14 protein-coding genes, 1 tRNA gene and 1 riboswitch are annotated in these 19859 nt (G+C 38.8%); of the genes, 2 read left to right on the top strand and 13 right to left on the bottom strand.

Annotation, left to right across the window (positions count from 1 at the left end; genetic code table 11):
• Positions 1–231: 231 nt before the first annotated feature.
• The 10 genes from EKM78_RS09580 to EKM78_RS09535 form a co-directional block, all read right to left on the bottom strand.
• Complete coding sequence (locus EKM78_RS09580) at positions 232–1704, bottom strand: peptide MFS transporter (RefSeq protein ID WP_125771709.1); 1473 nt, start codon at positions 1702–1704, stop codon at positions 232–234.
• A 149-nt stretch (positions 1705–1853) separates the two neighbouring features.
• On the bottom strand, positions 1854–3356 hold the full coding sequence (glpK, locus tag EKM78_RS09575; protein ID WP_125771707.1) for a glycerol kinase GlpK: 1503 nt from the start codon (positions 3354–3356) through the stop codon (positions 1854–1856).
• A gap of 67 nt (positions 3357–3423) precedes the next feature.
• Positions 3424–4146 carry an MIP/aquaporin family protein gene (locus EKM78_RS09570; RefSeq protein WP_125771705.1) on the bottom strand — a complete coding sequence of 241 codons (723 nt, stop codon included), beginning with the start codon at positions 4144–4146 and terminating at the stop codon, positions 3424–3426.
• A 15-nt stretch (positions 4147–4161) separates the two neighbouring features.
• Entirely contained in the window at positions 4162–5670 is a 1509-nt protein-coding gene (glpK, locus tag EKM78_RS09565) for a glycerol kinase GlpK (RefSeq protein ID WP_125771703.1), read from the bottom strand.
• A gap of 201 nt (positions 5671–5871) precedes the next feature.
• On the bottom strand, positions 5872–8409 hold the full coding sequence (locus EKM78_RS09560; protein WP_125771701.1) for a YfhO family protein: 2538 nt from the start codon (positions 8407–8409) through the stop codon (positions 5872–5874).
• A gap of 461 nt (positions 8410–8870) precedes the next feature.
• Entirely contained in the window at positions 8871–9101 is a 231-nt protein-coding gene (locus EKM78_RS09555; protein WP_125771699.1) for a hypothetical protein, read from the bottom strand.
• Positions 9102–9223: 122 nt separating this feature from the next.
• Positions 9224–10567: an FAD-dependent oxidoreductase gene (locus tag EKM78_RS09550; protein WP_125771697.1), complete on the bottom strand. Its 1344-nt coding sequence runs from the start codon at positions 10565–10567 to the stop codon at positions 9224–9226.
• Between the two features lie 898 nt (positions 10568–11465).
• Positions 11466–11538 (bottom strand) — tRNA-Thr (locus EKM78_RS09545).
• Positions 11539–11598: 60 nt separating this feature from the next.
• Positions 11599–12888 carry a serine--tRNA ligase gene (gene serS / locus EKM78_RS09540; RefSeq protein ID WP_125771695.1) on the bottom strand — a complete coding sequence of 430 codons (1290 nt, stop codon included), beginning with the start codon at positions 12886–12888 and terminating at the stop codon, positions 11599–11601.
• A gap of 278 nt (positions 12889–13166) precedes the next feature.
• On the bottom strand, positions 13167–14612 hold the full coding sequence (locus tag EKM78_RS09535) for an amino acid permease (RefSeq protein WP_125771693.1): 1446 nt from the start codon (positions 14610–14612) through the stop codon (positions 13167–13169).
• An 87-nt stretch (positions 14613–14699) separates the two neighbouring features.
• Positions 14700–14873, bottom strand: a riboswitch (Lysine riboswitch).
• A gap of 101 nt (positions 14874–14974) precedes the next feature.
• Here EKM78_RS09535 and EKM78_RS13135 point away from each other — a divergent pair.
• Positions 14975–15877, top strand: coding sequence for a helix-turn-helix domain-containing protein (locus EKM78_RS13135; protein WP_245995033.1), 903 nt, complete (start codon positions 14975–14977; stop codon positions 15875–15877).
• Positions 15843–16436, top strand: a complete 594-nt coding sequence (locus tag EKM78_RS13130; RefSeq protein ID WP_245995032.1) for a hypothetical protein — start codon at positions 15843–15845, stop codon at positions 16434–16436. Before EKM78_RS13135 ends, EKM78_RS13130 begins: the two co-directional genes overlap by 35 nt.
• Positions 16437–16593: 157 nt before the next feature.
• Here EKM78_RS13130 and EKM78_RS09525 read toward each other — a convergent pair whose 3' ends face one another.
• Genes EKM78_RS09525 through EKM78_RS09515 form a run of 3 tightly spaced genes read right to left on the bottom strand, consistent with a single transcriptional unit; the run spans position 16594 to position 19682 of the window.
• Positions 16594–17601, bottom strand: coding sequence for a DUF916 domain-containing protein (locus EKM78_RS09525; RefSeq protein WP_164507288.1), 1008 nt, complete (start codon positions 17599–17601; stop codon positions 16594–16596).
• Entirely contained in the window at positions 17598–18584 is a 987-nt protein-coding gene (locus tag EKM78_RS09520; protein WP_125771688.1) for a WxL protein peptidoglycan domain-containing protein, read from the bottom strand. Before EKM78_RS09520 ends, EKM78_RS09525 begins: the two co-directional genes overlap by 4 nt.
• Complete coding sequence (locus tag EKM78_RS09515) at positions 18585–19682, bottom strand: WxL protein host-binding domain-containing protein (RefSeq protein WP_125771686.1); 1098 nt, start codon at positions 19680–19682, stop codon at positions 18585–18587.
• Positions 19683–19859: the final 177 nt, after the last annotated feature.

Here is a 19859-nt window from a genome sequence, read left to right as displayed (position 1 = left end):
GAGCGTACTTTGCTCGATTGGTTCAAAATGTGCCCACCACGTTCCAGCGTCTGTATCCCCGGGCCCCGGAGTCGGCATTGAACGTACAACCAAACTACTACCTCCACACCCCAACCGCCAAACAAACTAACAAAACGTGCCCTAAGCAAAACTCCTCTGTCTGCCATAGCTCTCTCACATCAATAAAAAAAGCCCCGACCAAGCAAAGCTCAGTCGAAGCAAAACAAAAAGCTAGTTAACACCCTTCATCATAACCTTAATCTTAGGAATCATAAATGCCAACAACACAGCAGCAACAATAACAACCGCCGCCGTAACTCCAAAGAACATCATCTCATTAGCAGGGTTACCAGCATCAAACAGCTTAACAACCTGAGCATTAATAGACTGTCCAGCAGAGTTAGACAAGAACCACATACTCATCATCTGAGATGAGAAAGCCTTAGGTGCCAGCTTAGTAGTAGTTGAAAGACCAACAGGAGAAATCAGCATCTCACCAATTTCGATCAAGCCCCATTGACCAACCAACCACAACGGACTAATCAAACCATCGCCAACAGAAGCCAACGGAATAATCAGTAAGAAGTATGAAGCAGCCGTAAAGAGCAAACCAAGGAAAAATTTAGTAGGAGACGAAGGTTGTCTCTTACCAAGCTTGATCCACAACCAGGCAAAGATAGGTGTATAAATAATAATAAACAGTGGATTTAGAGATTGGAACCAACCAGGTTGTAAAGTCCAGCCACCAAAGTTCAATTGTGTCTGTTCAGCAACTAAAAGCGCCATAACAACCGAACCTTGTTCGGTAATTGCCCAGAAAACAACTGCGGCAACGAACAATGGAATAAATGCCCAAACTCTAGATCTTTCTGTCTTAGTAACTTTTTTACTACGTAACATAATTACGAAATAGGCAATTGGTATCAAAATACCTAAAGCACTAATAATATTAATGACATTGTTAACAGTCAATGTCTTTGTAAAGAACATGATTACGACAATAATAGCAACTGCAATCAATGCGTAAACTAAACGTGAAACAACTTTCGAACGTTCAGTATCAGTAATTGGATCGGGGGCTCTTAAACCAGACTCAGGTAAATATTTCTTTCCATCGTACCAGTAAACTATCAATCCAATAAACATACCAATAGCAGCAAATGAGAATCCGACATGAAAATTCCATTCTCCGGAAGCCCAGTTAACCAATAATGGCGCAATCAATGAACCTAAGTTAATACCCATGTAAAAAATACTAAATCCAGAATCGCGTCGTGGATCATCTTTAGTATAAAGTCCACCAACCATATCAGAAACGTTTGGTTTTAATAAACCAGTACCAATAGTGATCAAGACGATGGAACCAAAGAGACCACCCTTGCCAATTGGTAATGAAAGGACAATGTGTCCAAACATGATCAAGACACCACCCCAGAAAACAGTTCTTCTAGGTCCTAAGAGTCTATCACTGACGAAACCACCGATAACATTTGTCATATATACTAAAGCACCGTAAATTGACATAATTGATGCAGCGGTAGTTTGATTGATGCCCAAGCCACCCTTTTCTATTGAATAATACATATAGAAAAGTAAGATGGCACGCATACCATAGTAACTGAATCTTTCCCAAAATTCAGTTAAGAATAATGTTCTTAAACCTAACGGCTGCCCTAGGAAGCCGCGGTCTTTTTTCGCATCCATTTATAAATTCTCCTCACTTATCACAACGATAAATAAATATTAAACTGTAGCAGTTACATTGTCAAAACAATTTTAATTATACCTCTCGAAATCCAGTTATACCAACAAAAAAAAATAAGAATCCTTTAATAAGGACTCTTATAAATAAATTATTTTGTATGTTTGAAAGCCATGGTTGCTGCCACAGCGTCCTTCCAACCGGAGTACAAGTTGTTACGAATTTCGTCTGACATCTTAGGTTCAAACTCTTGTCCTGTTTGATAATTTTCTTTGATTTGATCAATATCTTTCCAGAAACCTGCACCTAGACCAGCTAAGAAAGCTACTCCCAAGGAAGTTGTTTCCAGATCTGATGAACGTTCAAGTGGGATATTTAAAATATCTGCTTGGAACTGCATCAAATAATCGTTGGCAGAAGCTCCACCATCGACTTTTAAGACATCGATCGGAATGTCTGAATCAGAACTCATCGTATCGATGACATCCTTTGTTTGATAAGCGATCGATTGTAGTGTTGCTTTGACGAAGTCATCTTGGTTTGAGCCACGTGTCAAGCCAAAGACGGTACCACGTGCCTCGTCGTCCCAATAAGGAGCACCTAATCCTGAGAACGCAGGCACAACGTAAACTTCATCCAGATCAGTTGAACGTTCAGCAGCTGCCTCTGAATCAGGAGTTTCCTTGATCATTCTTAAACCGTCACGTAACCATTGCAAAGCAGCTCCAGCGACGAAAATACTACCTTCAAGCGCATAATTAACTTTACCATTGACACCATAAGCAATAGTCGTTAACAAATTGTTATCTGATAATGCTGGCGTTTCCCCAGTATTCATCACGGCGAAGGCACCAGTACCATATGTGTTCTTAACGTTTCCTTTGTCAAAGGCCATTTGACCAAACAAGGAAGCTTGTTGTGAACCAGTCATCCCTGTGATCGGCACTTGTGATCCATAAAAATGATAGTTCTTAGTTGTTCCGAAGTCTTCAGCATTTGAACGGACTTCTGGCAACATCTTACGAGGGATATTCAGTAATTTGAGCAAATCGTCATCCCAGTCCAAGGTGTTGATGTTGAACAACATTGTACGACTAGCATTGGCATAGTCTGTCAAGAAACTTTCGCCACCGGTCAATTTCCAAAGCAACCAAGTGTTGATCGTTCCAAAGAGCAAGTCCCCGTTTTCAGCACGTTCTTGAGCTCCATCAACGTGATCGAGGATCCAGCGAACTTTTGTAGCTGAAAAATATGGACTGATAATCAAACCAGTTTTCTTGTGAATATCATCTTTGTAGCCTTTTTCGATCAAGTCGTTGGCTAATTGAGCGGTTTGCCGTGATTGCCAAACGACCGCATTATAAATTGGCAAACCAGTCTTCTTGTCCCAAACTACCGTAGTTTCACGTTGATTAGTAATACCAATAGTCAAAATTTCGTCTGGTTTAACACCTGATTCAATAAAAGCAGTTGCGATCGAAGATTGAACGGCATTCCAAATTTCATTGGCATCATGTTCGACCCAACCAGGATTAGGATAAATTTGACGAATATGATGACGAGCTGTCACGATTTTTTTTCCTTTATGGTCAAAAATGATTGCTCTAGCTGTAGTAGTACCTTCATCAATGGCTAAAATATATTTTTTCTCCATTATTTAACACTCCTGAAAATAAAAAGAAAAGGTGTCGCCACCCTTTCTAGATTTTTAATACATAGGTTTAAGGAATCAATGTATATAGCAATGCACCTACACCACCACCGAGCATTGGTCCAACGATAGGAACCCAACTATAAGCCCAGTCTGATGTTCCTTTGTTAGGAACAGGCATGATTTGGTGAGCAATTCTAGGTCCCAGATCTCTGGCAGGGTTGATAGCGTATCCTGTTGTCCCACCAAGTGAGAAACCAATTGCAGTGATCAAGATACCAACGGCGATAGGATTGAGTCCGTCTGTAAAGTCACCACGTGTAAATGCTAATAAAGCGAACATTAAAACAGCTGTACCAATAAACTCAGATAAGCAGTTTAACCAGTAGTTACGAATAGCTGGCATTGTGGCGAAAACTGAAAGAACTGCATCTTCGTCATCCGGTGTAGCTTTAAAGTGATCGTAGTAGAAAGCCCAAACGATAATACCACCGAGCACACCACCAAGGATCTGCGCAATACTATAAGGAATAACGTATCCCCATGGAAATACTCCTGCAACCGCCATACCTAATGATACAGCTGGGTTTAAATGAGCAGGACTTAAGAAAGCTGCACAGTATACAGCAATCGTGATTGCAAGACCCCAGCCAAGAGCAATTGCTACCCAGCCGGCGCCATAAGCTTTAGACTTTTTCAAATTAACTGCGGCAACGACTCCGTCACCAAGAATGATCAATACACAAGTACCAATAAACTCCCCAACGAGTTGTAACATTAAACTATCGTGCATAGTTTATACCCCCAATTATTTAACTGCCTTATGTTTAAATTTTCTTGTAGCATCAACGGCTTCAGTCCATCCTTCATAGAGGTAATCAGCACGTTTTTCATCCATATTAGGTTTGATGATCTCGCCTTCGGTGTAATCCTTCTTGATCTCATCGACATCTTTCCAGTAACCAACAGCTAGTCCAGCTAAGAAGGCTGCACCCAATGCTGTTGTTTCAAGGTCTTTAGCTTGTTGAACTGGTGTGTTCAAAATATCAGCTTGGAATTGTAGAAGATATTTGTTCTTAGCAGCACCACCATCGACCTTCAAAGTTGGGATCTCGATACCAGTATCTTTTTGCATAGTATCGATAACATCACGGGATTGATAAGCAAGTGATTGTAATGTTGCCTTGATGAAGTCTTCACGAGTTGTACCACGTGTTAACCCAAAGACCGCACCACGTGCATCTGAATCCCAGTAAGGTGCACCTAATCCAGTAAAGGCAGGCACAACATAAACTTCATCATCATTCTTTGATGCTAAAGCAGCAGCTTCGGAGTCAGGAGCTGAATCAACTAATTTCATGGCATCACGTAGCCATTGGATAGCAGAACCGGCAACGAAAATCGAACCTTCAAGAGCATAGTGAACCTTGCCATTGATACCATATCCAATAGTTGTTAATAAATTATTCTCTGATAGTTGAGGTTTTTCACCAGTATTCATCACGATGAAAGCACCTGTACCATAAGTATTCTTGACCATACCTGGTTCAAATGCCATTTGTCCAAATAAAGCAGCTTGTTGGTCACCGACCATGCCTGAAACAGGAACTTCTGAACCATAGAAGTGGTAATCCTTAGTCTTACCATAAACTTCTGAGTTAGGACGTTCTTCTGGTAGCATTTCCTTTGGAATATTCAAGATCTTAAGGATATCGTCATCCCAATTTAGATCATGAATGTTGAATAACATCGTCCGACTAGCATTTGAGTAGTCAGTAACGTGAACAGCTCCACCAGTAAGTTTCCAAAGTAGCCAAGTATCGATCGTACCAAAGAGCAATTCGCCTTTTTCAGCACGCTCTTGGGCACCGTCAACGTGGTCAAGGATCCAGCGGATCTTTGTAGCTGAGAAGTAAGGGTCGATCAAAAGACCAGTCTTCTCGTGGATAGTGTCTTCATATCCATCTTCTTTAAGCTTATTAGCAATGTCGCTAGTTTGCCGAGATTGCCAAACAATTGCGTTATAAATTGGTAGTCCTGTAACTTTATCCCAAACAACAGTTGTTTCACGTTGGTTAGTAATACCAATACCGGCGATTTGATCAGGCTTGATACCTGACTCGATAAATACGTTAGCAATAGTAGATTGAACGGCGTTCCAAATTTCGTTAGCGTCGTGTTCTACCCAGCCTGGCTCAGGGAAATGTTGTGTAAATTCACGTTGAGCATCAGCAATTTTATGTCCTTTCTTGTCAAAAATGATTGCGCGAGTACTAGTAGTCCCCTCATCAATCGACATAATATACTTTTCTGTCATTACGTACACCTCAATCCATTTTATGTAAGCGCTTTTTCAAATATAAGATTACAGCAAGCTGAGAATTTTGTAAACACAATTTTAAGTATTTTCACAAAATGTTTTTCATTAACATTTAAAAAAATCACCGCAAGTACGGTGATTTCAACATCTTCATGATGATAATTTGCTTGATTGTGAAACTGATAACGTTAACAAAAATTAATTTTTTTCAAAAAACTTTACATAAAATTGAAAAAGGATAAATAGCAGGATCGAAATTCCCGAAACGATCCAGCCTAACTTCAATCCGGGAACGGAATAATTCAGCTGAACTTTATGATGTCCCTTGTCCAAATCGATCGCCATCAAGTTGCCAACGACCTTCTTGATCGGCACAGCCTGACCATTGTCGAAAGCTTTCCATCCTTTATCATAAGGAACACTAATGAATAAAGCCTGATCACTAGGAGCATCGATGGTTCCCTTGATCGTATCGTGTTTGAGGTCTGAAGTTATTTTCAGAGAATTTTGTTGGAAGATTTGTTTAGACTTAAGAAATGGCTCTTGGTCAAGTGTCTTAAAGTAGCTAGGATTCATCCCCAGTGGCGCTCTAGTACTGATCTTCACATTCACCGTTTGACCTTCCGCAAAGTCACCCAATTCCATCACGGCCTGACTTTGCACAGCAATCTGCGAGTTTGAAACATTCTTGCCATTTACAGAAATTTTCGTCTTATTATAGTTGATCGGTGAATAGTAGAAATAAAGCATGCCATCAGCCGTCGTCGTTAATTGATAATTGAAAGTTTTCTTCTTGTGATGCTTAGTCTTGCTCATGTTATTGATCTGAGCATTCTTCAAAAACTCAGTATTGCTACCAGTCAACGCTTGCCAAAGTCGATTTTGATTATCAAGTGCCCTTAATGGTTCCATTTCAAAATCATAAACGTCAGGGCTGACTAAAAAGGCCATAGACGGAGCATCGTAATCATCGATAACGTTATACTTCTTATCCTCTTGCCAAATATTGTAGTGGATCCCTAACAAAGCATTCGTCAAATCGGTTCCGCCGAAACTACTGATCCGGCGAATATTCTTACTAAAATATCCCAGATCATTCAAAGTTTTCAATGTTTCTTGATTCAAAGTCGAGCTGTAAAGACTTAAACCATTAATATCAAACAGCATTGGATCATTGTAATTATTATACTGCTCAGGAAAAGCCTTATTGATACCTGATTTAGAAACAATGATCCGATGCCCTGGACCACCTTCCCGCTTAGCTTTTTTCAAAGCTTGAGCTTCCAAATTGTACTGCTTAGCGTAAACGTGCTGACTACCAAAAGAGGCAGTCGACATCACTGAGTTAAAGTTAGCGATCACTTCAAAAACCACTACTAGCAACAATAAATACTGGTATTTATGACTATGCCCGAACAAATAAATCAAAAGCCCTGAAAGCATAATTGAAACGATCGAGATCCAGAAATAGTAGCCATTGACTGAATTATCAGGCGTCTCAAAATTCATCCTCTCGATCAACTTGGGGATCAACCATAACGTCAAATAACCAATACTGATCAGAATACCAGCCGTTGAAACCGATCGAACTAAAGCAGCTTTTTCACGAAAAGTCCTTTGATCATAAGCTTTATAAGCAATAAAAATACAAATAAAAGTAAAAATAAAACTATTACGAAATGGAAATCCAGCCGGATTCTGGAACATATGCCAGACCGTATTAAAAGTAGTGATCAACATACTGATCAGCAAAATACCGATCAAAGTAGCAGAATTATTCTTATCCTTCTGTTTAACCTTCGAACTAAAGAAATAACTCAGTAGCAAAATCAAAACCGTCGAAGTCATAAAGACTGAAGGACCGTGGTGCAAACGTTGAATAAAAGTATTACCACCAACGCCCAACTGAGTAAAAGCTTCAAAGCCAAATCTAAACGAAGGCAAATAATTGATCAAATCAAACGAACTCTTCCCAGTATTCAGCATCCCAGCAAAAGTAGGCAGCAAAACCACCGCAGAACTCAATCCGGCTAAAATCGAAGTGACCAAGTAATTAATAATAATCCGCTTCCGAAGCGGATCCTCTTGCAAACGACGATCCATAAACAAATAAATAAAGAAAGCCAAAGAAAAGAAGCAGAGCATATAACCTAAATAATAATTAAAAATAATCGCCAATAAAAGCGACAAATAATAGGCCCACAACTTATTTTCTTCGATCAGCTTAATAATCCCGATAGCCACCAAGGGCAACATAATCAAAGCATCAAGCCACATCAAATCATAAAAATAAGAAGCCACAAAGCCGCAGAAACTATAAGCAATCGTAAAAACATAATTCATCAATTCAACTTTTTTAAAATACTTACTGAGGAACATCGCCATAGAAACGCCCATAGCCGAAATCTTCAGCATAATCAAAACATCAGCCGCCACCGGAACTTGATTAGACTTAAACAACACCAGCAACAAATTAAAGGGCGACAACAAGTAATAACTAATTATAGGAAAGAAATTGTCCCCTAGAGATTGACTAAACAAATACAAATGAACATTGCCATTAACCAATTGACGCCGAAGCTCAGTCAAAAAATCAATATACTGAGTCCCCAAATCAGAACTCAAAAAATTATTATCACCAAACGGAACCAAACCCGCACTAGCAAAAATAATCGCAATAATAGCCAAATTTAAAACAAATGCCCCTAAATAATAAAGGCTCCGATGTTTACGCATTGGAAATACCTCCGAAAAAGAAAAAACAAATAATTTTGTAACATTATTGTAAAACAAATCCGAGATAAAGCATAGCAAGCAAAGCAATCGGAATAACCGCAAGGCGAGAGTACGAGGAACGAGTGCTCGAGCAAGAAACGAAAGTAAAAGAAGAATAAAAATATTTAGCCTTATCTAACCAAAAAAGAAAAGTAAGATAGTTAAAAAAATGTAAGTCAGGAAACAAATATGAGCGGAGCAAGGTCCCGCGAACCGAGAAAGAGATCATTGATTCAAACAGAGAAAGGACCACAACAAAACAAGGAAGCACCTACTCCCACCAGAATAGATAAAACCTGAGATAGACATGTGAGAAATAGGACGCGCAAAAAGTGCCAATTTGCACAAAATAAATCGGTAAATCTCAACCAAAGGGGGGATTAATGTCTCTATCTAGACGGAGGGGCCCGGGGATACAGCCCTCAGTGGTGAAATTTCTCTTGGCGACGAAGGAGCTTAGAGAAAGGTGCAGTTTTGAAACAAGCGAGCGCACTTTGCTCGATTGGTTCAAAATGTGCCCACCACGTTCCAGTGGCTGTATCCCCGGGCCCCGGAGTCGGCATTGAACGTAGCAACCAAAATACTACCTCCACACCCCAACCACCAAACAAACTAACAAAATGTGCCCCAAGCAAAACTCCTCTGTCAACCATAGCTCTCTCACATCCAAACAACAAAAAAAGCCGGCACTCGATCAAAAAACGATCAAGCACCGACAAAGCACCGTCGAGAAAAACTCTTGGTGGTTGGCGTAAATCAAAGCATCAGCAAAAAACTAAGCATCGGCCTTCTCAACGGCTGCCCCTGCCAAGGCACTAACATAATTAATAGGCTTATCAAAATTAGGTTGGAACAAAAAGTCAACCATAGCCAACTCATCAATAGTCATCTTCTTCTGAATAGCAACCGAGATCAAGTTAGCCGATTGAGCAATATCATACATACTAGTAAAAGCTCCGCCCAAAACAACACGTGATTCAGGATCCCAAACCAAGTTCATCAAAACAGGCGTAGTACTCAACATAAACTCAGGACGATAGTTATCCTCAAGCGTAACCGATTCAACCTTCTTGCCCAAAGCTTTAGCATGTCCAACAGTCAAACCACTAGCAGCATAAGATCTACCAAACAATTCAACCGCAGAACTAGATTGTGTACCCATATATTTCATTATATCTTTTTCAATATTTTTAGCAACCAAGATACCTTGACGAACGGCATTCGTAGCCAAAGGAATATATTGATTGTCACCAGTTGGATTGTAATGGACAGATGCAGCATCACCAGCCGAGAAAACATCCGGCATACTAGTATGCATATAGTCGTCAACGATCAAAGCGCCATTTGGCAAAGTCTCAAACTTATCTTTGTAAAGATCAGTATTAGGACGGAAACCGATACATGCCACAGCAATATCAGCTGTGTATGAATTCTTATCAGTATTGACTGTCACAGTACCATCATCATTATCTTCAAATGAAACCACTTTTTCATTTAATCCTAAAGTAACACCATTATCCAGATAATCTTTCTCGGCAACCTTAGACATATTAACGTCTAAATTCTTAGATAAAACATCAGGCAATGCATCGATCAAAGTAGTTTCTTTACCTAAATGAGCATAACCTTCAGCTAATTCAGCACCGATATAGCCGGCACCAATAACGATCGCACTCTTAATATTGCCAGAGTTTTGTCTCAATTCATTAGCGTTGTTCCAGTTTTTGCACAAATGAACGCGATCAGAATGAATACCAGGAATGTTAGGAACGATAGGAGATGACCCCGTAGTTAATACTAATTTATCGTAACTTTGTGAAAAACTTTCACCTGTTTCCAAATTCTTAGCCTTAACTTGTTTCTTATCAAAATCGATGTCAGTTACATCATGTCTCATGTACATTGTGGCACCTGATTTAGCCAAATCATCTGGACTTGCGTAGAACATTTTATTAGAGTCAGATACTCTATCACTTACCCAGAGCGCGATTCCACACAATAGGAAGGATAAGTTATCATTTCTTTCAAAAACGTCAACTTCCCAATCAGGGTGTTCTTTCAAGATATTCATGGCAGTAAAAGTTCCTGCGTGTGTACAACCGATAATACTTACTTTCATAGTAAACCTTCCAATCTTTGTGAATAAATTAATTATTAATATATATGACATAATATACCATTTGTAAACGTTTTACAATACATTTATGGAATATTCAGTCATATATAATATGTATATAAATATTCTTATCAAAATTGACCAAAAAAACAGATAAATCGGTCATATACTATGGTTGTGATAAAGATAAACGGCATGAAATTTGAAGACTCCCCCCATTATTTAACCTAAAAATGTGGTATCCATCCTCTTTACCACTATTGGATAACGTCCCCCCTCAAACGTTGGTCATGTCTCAGTTTCATTCCTAATAATTTCTAACTAAAAAACTTAACGTTTGTTTGGTAACTTTAGGCTTACTCAAACAATCGAACATAATAATAAAATCCCTCTTTTTGACAAGCTATGGCTCTTCAAAAGTCCGGTTGTCTTTATCACAACTGAGTATGATCTTTGTATGACATTATCCAAATAAAATGAGTTTGCTTTCCTCGGGCAAGCTTATTTTTTTGCTTTCAAAATCAAAAGTTTAGCAGCTGATAAATTAATTAAAAAAACACGTCAAATATGATGTTTTTTTACCAATAAATAGATTAATATAGAGGTGATCAATGAAGGGGGCGAGCGCATTGTTACATCTAGAATCTCCAAAAGCTTTAATTAAATCTGAATTCATGCGGAATTATTAGCTTTTAAGTATTCTGAGTTTAACATTGCGTTTACTCGTTAAGGACACTTTCATCAACGTACTTGATGATTAAAATCAATTGAATAGAATACAAAAAAATGAGTTCCGCAAAAAATTGCTGAGAACTCATTTTTTGATTTTTTCATTGGTAACGGATACATCGTCTCCAAAATTGATCCCACAAAAAAAGCCACCCGAAGGTGACTTCTGTTCTGCCAGTTGCAGGATTCGAACCTGTGACCGCCGGTTTACGATACCGATGCTCTACCAACTGAGCTAAACTGGCATGTTAATAGCTCCAAGACGGAACTATTAAATTTTATCAATCTAAGTTAATTAATTCAAGTTAGATTGCATTATCTTTTGTGATCTTTGTGACTCCACCCATGTAAGGTACTAATACTTCTGGGATATCAACTGAGCCATCTTCATTTTGATAGTTTTCCAAGATTGCTGCAACCACACGGCCAACGGCTAAACCAGAACCATTTAGTGTATGAGCAAATTGTGTCTTGCCGTTTTCGTCACGATATCTGATTTGTGCCCGACGTGCTTGGAAATCAAGACAATTTGAACAACTTGAAACTTCACGATATTTATCTTGAGCAGGAAGCCAAACTTCAAGATCGTATGTCTTGGTTGATGAGAAACTGGCATCCCCACTTGAAAGTGTAATAACGTGATAAGCCAAGTTAAGTTTTTGAAGGATATTTTCGGCGTTCTTAGTTAACTTCTCTAATTCGTTGAATGATTCTTCTGGCTTACATACTTTGACCATTTCAACTTTGTTGAATTGGTGCATTCTGATGAGTCCACGAGTATCACGACCAGCACTACCAGCCTCAGAACGGAAGCAAGGAGTTAAAGCAGTGAAGTATTTTGGTAGATCCTCTTCGTTTAAGATCTTGCCAGCAAAATAGTTGGTCAATGGAACTTCAGCTGTTGGGATCAATGTCAATGGATTTTCATCGACCATAACTGTATAAACATCTTCAGTAAACTTAGGGAATTGGCTAGTTCCAAACATTGCTTCATTATTTACTAAGTAAGGAGGAATTACTTCTGTATAACCGTCTTTTTGGTGTTCATCCAACATAAAGTTGTAAACCGCACGTTCGAGACGAGCACCCATTCCTAAGTAATAGACGAAACGACTACCAGCGACCTTGCCGGCTTGTTCGAAGTCTAAGATACCTAGTTCCTCACCAATATCCCAGTGGTGTCTTGGCTTGAATCCTTCGGTAGGGATCGTGCCCCATTTACGGTCTTCAACGTTGTAACTTTCGTCGGGACCAACTGGAACTGAATCGTCTGGCCAGTTAGGTAGACGGACTAAAATGTAGTTCATCTTGCCTTCGATCTCTTCAAGTTGAGCGTCAAGATTTTTAATGTCGGCTCCAACTTTCTTCATGTCGGCAATTTCTTGATCAGCATTTTCCTTGTTACGCTTCTTAGTAGAAATTTCTTGAGAAACCTTGTTACGCTTCTCTTTAAGAGTTTCTGTCTTGACTAAGAATTCACGACGTTGTTTATCGTAATCTAATAATTTGTCGATCTCTTCAGGCTTAACTGAACGAGCTGCCAATTTTTCTTTAGCCCAATCAGGTTTGTTTCTGATAAGTTTGATATCTAACATGTTTTTTCCTCCTTGTACAAAAAAAGACCGATACGTCCTTAAAAGGGACGAATCGGTCATTCGCGGTACCACCCAGTTTCAGCGTACACTAGTACACTGCTCTTGAGGGATTTTATCGAATCCAACCGAACGGCATTACCCGTTAGCCAAGATACTGGAATAAGAACTTCAACGATTCACACCAACCATCGTTTCTCTGAAAAGTTCATCAAATAGGTACCTTATCAGCTTTTTGTATTTATCTATATAGTAAGTTAATTTTTATGCTTTTTCAAGAATTAGTATTTATGTTTCTTAGCAGAATCTAAGTCAATGTCTTCAAGTTTCAAAAACTTAGTCTTATGTCTGACCTTATAATAGATCCAGCACAGGAATAGCAAGATCAATCCTGAGTAACTAACTAGTAGTTTTGTGACGTTAAAGTCAACTAATGAACGAATATCTTGTCCAATGATGATGACAATACCCAAAACGATAGCTAGGATCGGACCAAGTGGGAACCATTTAGCTTTGTATTTCAAATCGTCGAGCCTGTAGCCGTGGAAGTTATATGCTTTTCTAAAGCGATAATGTGAAAAGGCGATACCCAACCAGGCGATAAATCCGGTCAGACCACTGGCAGCAACTAGTAATTGGTAAAATTGATTTCCGTACAAACTAGTGAACAGAGCGATAGCACCAATAACAGCTGTCAAGATCAATGAGAACAAAGGTACACCATGGTTGTTAGTTCTTTGGAAAGCCTTTGGAGCCATATTTTGCTTACTCATTGACCAAAGCATTCTACTAGCAGCATAAAGACCAGAGTTAGCAGCAGATACGACCGAAGTTAAGATAACGGCGTTCATAATACCTGCAGCTAAAGGAATTCCTACTTTATTAAATACGATAGTGAAAGGACTGATCGCAATGTCGGTAGCACTTGAACCTAACAAGTTAGGACTTGTATAAGGAATCAATGCCCCAATGACAGCAATGGATAAAATATAGAACAAAAGAATTCTCCAAAAGACTTGCTTGATAGCCTTAGGGATACTCTTTTCAGGAGTTGCTGACTCTCCAGCCGTGATACCGATCAGCTCAGTCCCCTGGAAGGAGAACCCAGCAACAACGAACACGCTCATGATCGCCGGTATCCCACCAACAAATGGTGCTTTATGATAAGTAAAGTTAGTTAAGCCAACAAAATGTTGATTACCTAAGAAACCTAGGATACTTAAAACACCAACGATCAAGAAGACAATAACAGCCGTAACTTTGATCGAGGCGAGCCAATATTCAGTCTCACCAAAGGAGCCAACGGAGACGATATTGATAACGAACAATACTACTAAAAAGGTCAAACTTATCTTCCATGAATCCCACGATGGGAACCAATACTTGATAACGATCGAGATAGTCGATAAGTCAACTGCCAAAGTAATTGCCCAATTGAACCAGTAGTTCCAACCTAAGGCAAAGCCTAAAGCTGGATCAATAAATTTTGTTGCATACGTAGCGAATGAGCCAGTTACTGGCATATAGGTAGCCATTTCACCTAAACTGGTCATCAAGAAGTACACCATGATACCAATTGCAACATAGGCAATTAAGGCACCACCAGGTCCGGCAGTTGAGATCGACGAACCACTAGCAACAAAAAGTCCAGTACCAATCGAGCCACCTAGCGCGATCATGGACAAATGGCGAGTCTTCAACGACCGATTTACATCTGTATTTTCCATTTTCTTTCCCCTATTCTTTGTTTGAATACACAAAAAAACCTTATTACCAGAAATACCACTGATAATAAGGATGTAATTGTTATCCAAATGATCAATAGCTCAACGCACTTAAGTGCGACAGTCCGTTACTTATTAAGTAACGACCCAATCGTTTTATTGTAGGGATAAAACGATTTCGGCATTAATTCCTTTCGTGACTTATCAAAACAATCCTACTTGTTCCAAATCATTACTAATAATTAATGCGCCTCTATCTGCATGTAAGGACATTATAAAGAAAAGATCTCCTTACCGCAAGTACTGAAGTGAATAAAATGTTACAATAATTTTTATAAGCAAAACGCATCCGGGGGTGATTGTTTATGCTCGAAACAGTTTTTTTAGGCAAACAGGATGTTGAGAAGTATCAGATGTTGACGGTGATCAAGTCATTGCCAAAAGTACAACTGAACCTTAGCACGATCGGCAATAGACTCCACTTCACCTACCAAAAAACATATAACATCTTCCAAGCATTGCTTGACGATATTTTTGATTTTAATCCAGAAATGCAAAAAAAATCTGCAAAAATCGAATCGATCGAATTCGATAAGATCTCGATCGATCAATATAGATTATTTTTATTCCAAAATTCAATCGTATTTCAGGCGTTCGACTACGGTTTCACTAACTCTAATCCCACTTTCGAGAACTTCAGTAATTCTCACTTCACTTCAAAATCAACTTTGAATCGCCGTATGTCCAACTTCCGTAAACTACTGAAAAACTTTGGATTAAAGGTTTCCAATACGACTTTAGAATTAAAAGGTGATGAAAAGAATATCCGTTGGTTGGCGTACTTCGTTTACTGGTACACTTACCATGGTTTAGCTTGGCCATTTAAATTGATCCAACAAGATGTAGTTAAAGAAATCGTCGATAGAGATGACAATCCCGCATACAGTCCCGTCACTAGCCTCCAGTTACAAATCGTCGTGGCAATTTCTCGGATCCGCTTGATCAAACATCGCTATTTAGACACGATGGATGGCTATCAAGAATTGTTTGGCGGCAGGTCGATCGGTAAAGACTTGATCACTCGTGACGATTATTCCATCATCCCGATGGACAAGCTCAATAATGAAAATAAGTTTTTGAACATTTTCAAAGACTATGCTTTCGCACCTTCACATTTCATTTATCCTGAACGTAGATCAGTTTTGACCGAGATCGAACCACGTTTCACTGATATTGCTTTTAAATTCATCGATCAATATGTTAGCTGACGACATCATGCGTGATATTGGCTTTTACTACATCGTTGGCCACGAAAGTCCGATCAAATTAGGTTCCTACACTAGAAGCCCAGCTGATTTTAAGACGTTGACGTCGATCTACACAAATATTTATGACTTCTTCGATCACCTAGACGATGAAGATCTCAAACCGATCCAAGGTTCAGCTGAAAGCATCGCTCATGACTTGTATAAAGTCTTGATCAATCACATCATGGCAGTCAGTGAAGAAGACATGCTGCACGTCAAAGTCATCGTTGATTCTGGTAACCCCGTTGAAGGTTTGATCTATCATAATTTGTCGACCATGGAGTTCATCCAGCTAGTTCCAACCAACACCTACGACAATGTCGATATTTTGATCACAACTTTGGACGTCTTTCCCGACTACGAAAGTCGTGACAAATATCCGGACGATTTGATCGTGATCCCATGGAACTCCACAGCTGTAAGAACTGATTACATTTACTTACTAGTTCGGCTGTATCAACTATACACACAAAAGCTCCAAGATAATGTCGAAAAAAATAACAGTCACTTGCATATTTAACGTGCAGTGACTGTTTTTTTGTTGATTTTTTTGGATCTAGATTATTATTGTGAAATCTTGTTGATTTTGTTGTGGGCAGCTTATTTGCAGCTATGACCTTTAACTACAATCACCAGTTACAAAATTAGATTGATAGTCTTGGTTTGTAAATGACGATCTATTTCAGTCTTTTGCCACTGAAATAGAAAAATACCCACAGACCAACAAACATAACGGCAACTAATCCTAGGATGACGTAGATCAACGTCTTGTTTGACGACGCTTCTTGCGTTGACTCATCCAGCGCCTGGATCTTTCCTTGGGTCACTTTCAGTTTGTTAGTCATAGTCTTGCTGAAACCGGCATCGTTATAAAAAGTCAATTCTGTCGTGTAAATGCCTGGTTTCAAATGCTTGATCGGCACATAGTACTGAAATTTGGAATCTGGTGCGATCTGCAGATTTTCTGCTTTGTAGTTCGTATCCTTCAAGCCTTTGTGGCTGATCTTGGCTTTGACCTTTAAGTCATTAATATTGATCGGCGCTTCATTTGTCAAATTGTAGGCGATGCCGACTGAATCGTCATAATCGTTGGGAGCAGCGCTTTTTAGATTGAGGTTGGACTCTACTTGATCTCCTTTAGAATGAAGAACTACCCCTTTGACATAACGAATTTGATTAGCAACATTAACTTTACTCTTTTCATTTGAAGAAACACCAGCCGTGGTCGTTAATCCACCGAGAATGATCCCAGTGAACTCTTTGTTTGGTGCAGTGATATTAAAACTGACTTGTTGCGTTTCACCAGCTTTAAGTTTCACCGTTTGCTTGCGTTTACCTTCGACTAATGAAGATAATTCGGGATTCTTACTCTTATAAGTCTTAGCGGAATACTTGTCGTATCCGATCGTGGCACTATTGGTCGTGTAGGCATTATTTAACTCAACGTCAACACTGATCGATTCTTGACCAGTATTCGAGACCAATAATTTCAGAGTTGTTTTTTGGTTAGGTTCTACTTTTAAATCATAATACGAAACATCTTTATTCAGCTGATTATCTGGCAAAATAGCTTGAACTGAATACGACTTTTTAGGCTCGTCTCCGTCAGCTTGTGCGGTTCGACCAAATAATAATGCTGTAGATAATCCAAAAACTAATGATAAAATTACGGCTAACTTTTTCAACTGTATCTCCTTTGATATGAAATGCCCCAAAAAATTAACACAATAACAGCAGTTAAAACCCCAATAATAGTTAGGTAGAGCCCAGTTTTATCGTAAATCAAATTCTTCGCCTGCTGATTGATCTGATCTGCAGCAACTGGATCAACTTTGACATTTTGTTTAAAATGCCAGGCATCCCTACCATTTTTGACAACACCTTCGACCAAATAATTTCCTGATGCGATCGGTGTTTGTTTCTGATTGAACTCGATCGGTATCTTTGAATTAGGCGCGATCTTATCGAATTTAACGTCTTGGACGCTGATCTGATTATCGAGTCCTAATTTGTTGTACCAATTATTCTTTTTGACCTTAACTTGAACAATTGTGTTCTTGATAGTTTCAGCCGAATAATTAGCTAGATTGACCATTAAAAAAGGTTGTTTGTTTTGAACTTTTGGAACTATCCCATCAAATTTAATTAAGTGATTATTCTTAGTTGGCGTCGAATCGAAATAGACAGCAACTCCTGAGTGCCCATCATTTGGATGTTTAACATCATAAACGTCAAAACCACCGATCACCGTGCCAGCGAGTGGTTGAGATGGCAACTTAACTTTAAAAGTTAAGTCTTTAGTCTGGTCATTTTTAAGCATAACAGTTTGTGGATTAGTCATGTCTGAAAAAGCATGACGCAAACCATAATCTCCCACCGTGACTTTCTCATCAAAGTCCAATTTACCAGTCGTTGACGTTGTGGCATTGGTCGGTTGAACTCTTAGTTGGATCGGCATGTCTCCAAAATTAGTCAGCGAAAGTTTCAATTCCTTCACTGAACCTGGCTGACCTGATAGCTGGAAAAAGCTCGGGTCCTCATCATCGCTGACAATCGGTGTAACTGAAACACTTTGAATATCAGCTGAAGCAATATTTGGTGAAAAAACAAATCCACAACACGCCATCACAAGTATGCCGAACAATAAACTGAGTTTTTTACAAATCATTTATCTACGACGTCTTCTTCTTGATTTAGAACTAAGGCGATTATTATTGTTGGAATTATTATTGTTATTTCTCTTACCTAAGTAGAGACCTAGTCCAAGGATCAGAAGCAATAGAAGAATTCCTAAGATGATCCAAAGCCACATGTAGTTTGGCTTGAACCCGGCTAAGTTGTTGAACTTGTCAGCTTGAGCGTTAGTGATGATGAAGTCTTTGTCGACTACCCAACTTTTTATGCCACTACCATTGTAAGTTAATTTAATATGATATTTACCAGTTTGTAAACGATCTTTACCCCAACTTACTGGATAGTTATAATGCGATGTCGGTGCGATTGATTGATTATCTTGAACTGTGGTTTTCTTAAATTTACTATTACCATATTTAGTAATAACAGCTTTTGAACTCAAATTAGGTATATAAGCATTTTTAGTATTCATTACAACTGCTGAGACACCAATTTCTTTCTTTCCAGGTGAGGGAACAATGGTAGGAAATACTTTTGAAATTTTGTAATTGACATCCGCATTATCGGATCCATTTTGTCCAATTTGAATAGGCAGTGAATAACTAAACTTGTTCTTGATCAACGTTCCATTTTCCGTCACTGTACCTTTGGCCTCTTCCTTATATGGAGTCACATTTACTCCACCCATAATAAAGCCATTATATTTTTGCTCAGGAATTTTAATATTTAAAGTTGCTGAGGTATCACTATTTCCAGCAACAGTTATTATCTGGTCATTATTTTGAACAGTATCTCTAACCTTTACCTTCAAATTTGGGTCTTTAACTTTCTTTGCATTATAGGCCGGCTGTCCCGAATCGTCAGTATATGCAGTGTTAGCAGAAACTAAAAATCTCCTTTCATGCTTATCGGTATTAAAAATTCCAACTTTTACTTGAACTACCTCTCCAGGATTGGCTTTGATCAAATAAAATCCACCATCAATATTTACTTTTGCACCATCCCCATCTTCAGGTTTAATAACAAAATCACCCGAAGTGGCTGCAAAAGTTGTATTTATATTATTGATGAGACTAACAAATCCCATCAAAAATGCAAATACAATGGTACATTTTAATATAGATTTCTTCATGTAATCTTCTCCATTAATATAATTATTTGCACTATTGCACGATTAAAAGAGGCTGTGACATAAGTCTCCAAAAAAGGGTGTTGTATTAGAACCGTCAGGTTCTGATACAACACCCTTTTTGATATAATTATATGTATAAAAAAGAGCATCGGTCGCACCCGATACTCTAAGTACTTC

The organism is Companilactobacillus furfuricola, assembly GCF_003946325.1.
Classification (GTDB): domain Bacteria; phylum Bacillota; class Bacilli; order Lactobacillales; family Lactobacillaceae; genus Companilactobacillus; species Companilactobacillus furfuricola.
The sequence above is the reverse complement of the archived record's forward strand: the minus strand, read 5'-3'. Positions and strand labels throughout refer to the sequence as shown.

Excerpts from the sequence above, each read along its gene's own strand:
- glpK (WP_125771703.1), bottom strand. The coding sequence starts at position 5,670 with ATGACAGAAAAGTATATTATGTCGATTGATGAGGGGACTACTAGTACT.
- glpK (WP_125771707.1), bottom strand. The coding sequence starts at position 3,356 with ATGGAGAAAAAATATATTTTAGCCATTGATGAAGGTACTACTACAGCT.
- EKM78_RS09570 (WP_125771705.1), bottom strand. The coding sequence starts at position 4,146 with ATGCACGATAGTTTAATGTTACAACTCGTTGGGGAGTTTATTGGTACT.
- EKM78_RS09535 (WP_125771693.1), bottom strand. The coding sequence starts at position 14,612 with ATGGAAAATACAGATGTAAATCGGTCGTTGAAGACTCGCCATTTGTCC.
- EKM78_RS09580 (WP_125771709.1), bottom strand. The coding sequence starts at position 1,704 with ATGGATGCGAAAAAAGACCGCGGCTTCCTAGGGCAGCCGTTAGGTTTA.
- EKM78_RS09520 (WP_125771688.1), bottom strand. The coding sequence starts at position 18,584 with ATGATTTGTAAAAAACTCAGTTTATTGTTCGGCATACTTGTGATGGCG.
- EKM78_RS09515 (WP_125771686.1), bottom strand. The coding sequence starts at position 19,682 with ATGAAGAAATCTATATTAAAATGTACCATTGTATTTGCATTTTTGATG.
- EKM78_RS09560 (WP_125771701.1), bottom strand. The coding sequence starts at position 8,409 with ATGCGTAAACATCGGAGCCTTTATTATTTAGGGGCATTTGTTTTAAAT.
- EKM78_RS09555 (WP_125771699.1), bottom strand. The coding sequence starts at position 9,101 with ATGGTTGACAGAGGAGTTTTGCTTGGGGCACATTTTGTTAGTTTGTTT.
- EKM78_RS09550 (WP_125771697.1), bottom strand. The coding sequence starts at position 10,567 with ATGAAAGTAAGTATTATCGGTTGTACACACGCAGGAACTTTTACTGCC.
- serS (WP_125771695.1), bottom strand. The coding sequence starts at position 12,888 with ATGTTAGATATCAAACTTATCAGAAACAAACCTGATTGGGCTAAAGAA.
- EKM78_RS13135 (WP_245995033.1), top strand. The coding sequence starts at position 14,975 with ATGCTCGAAACAGTTTTTTTAGGCAAACAGGATGTTGAGAAGTATCAG.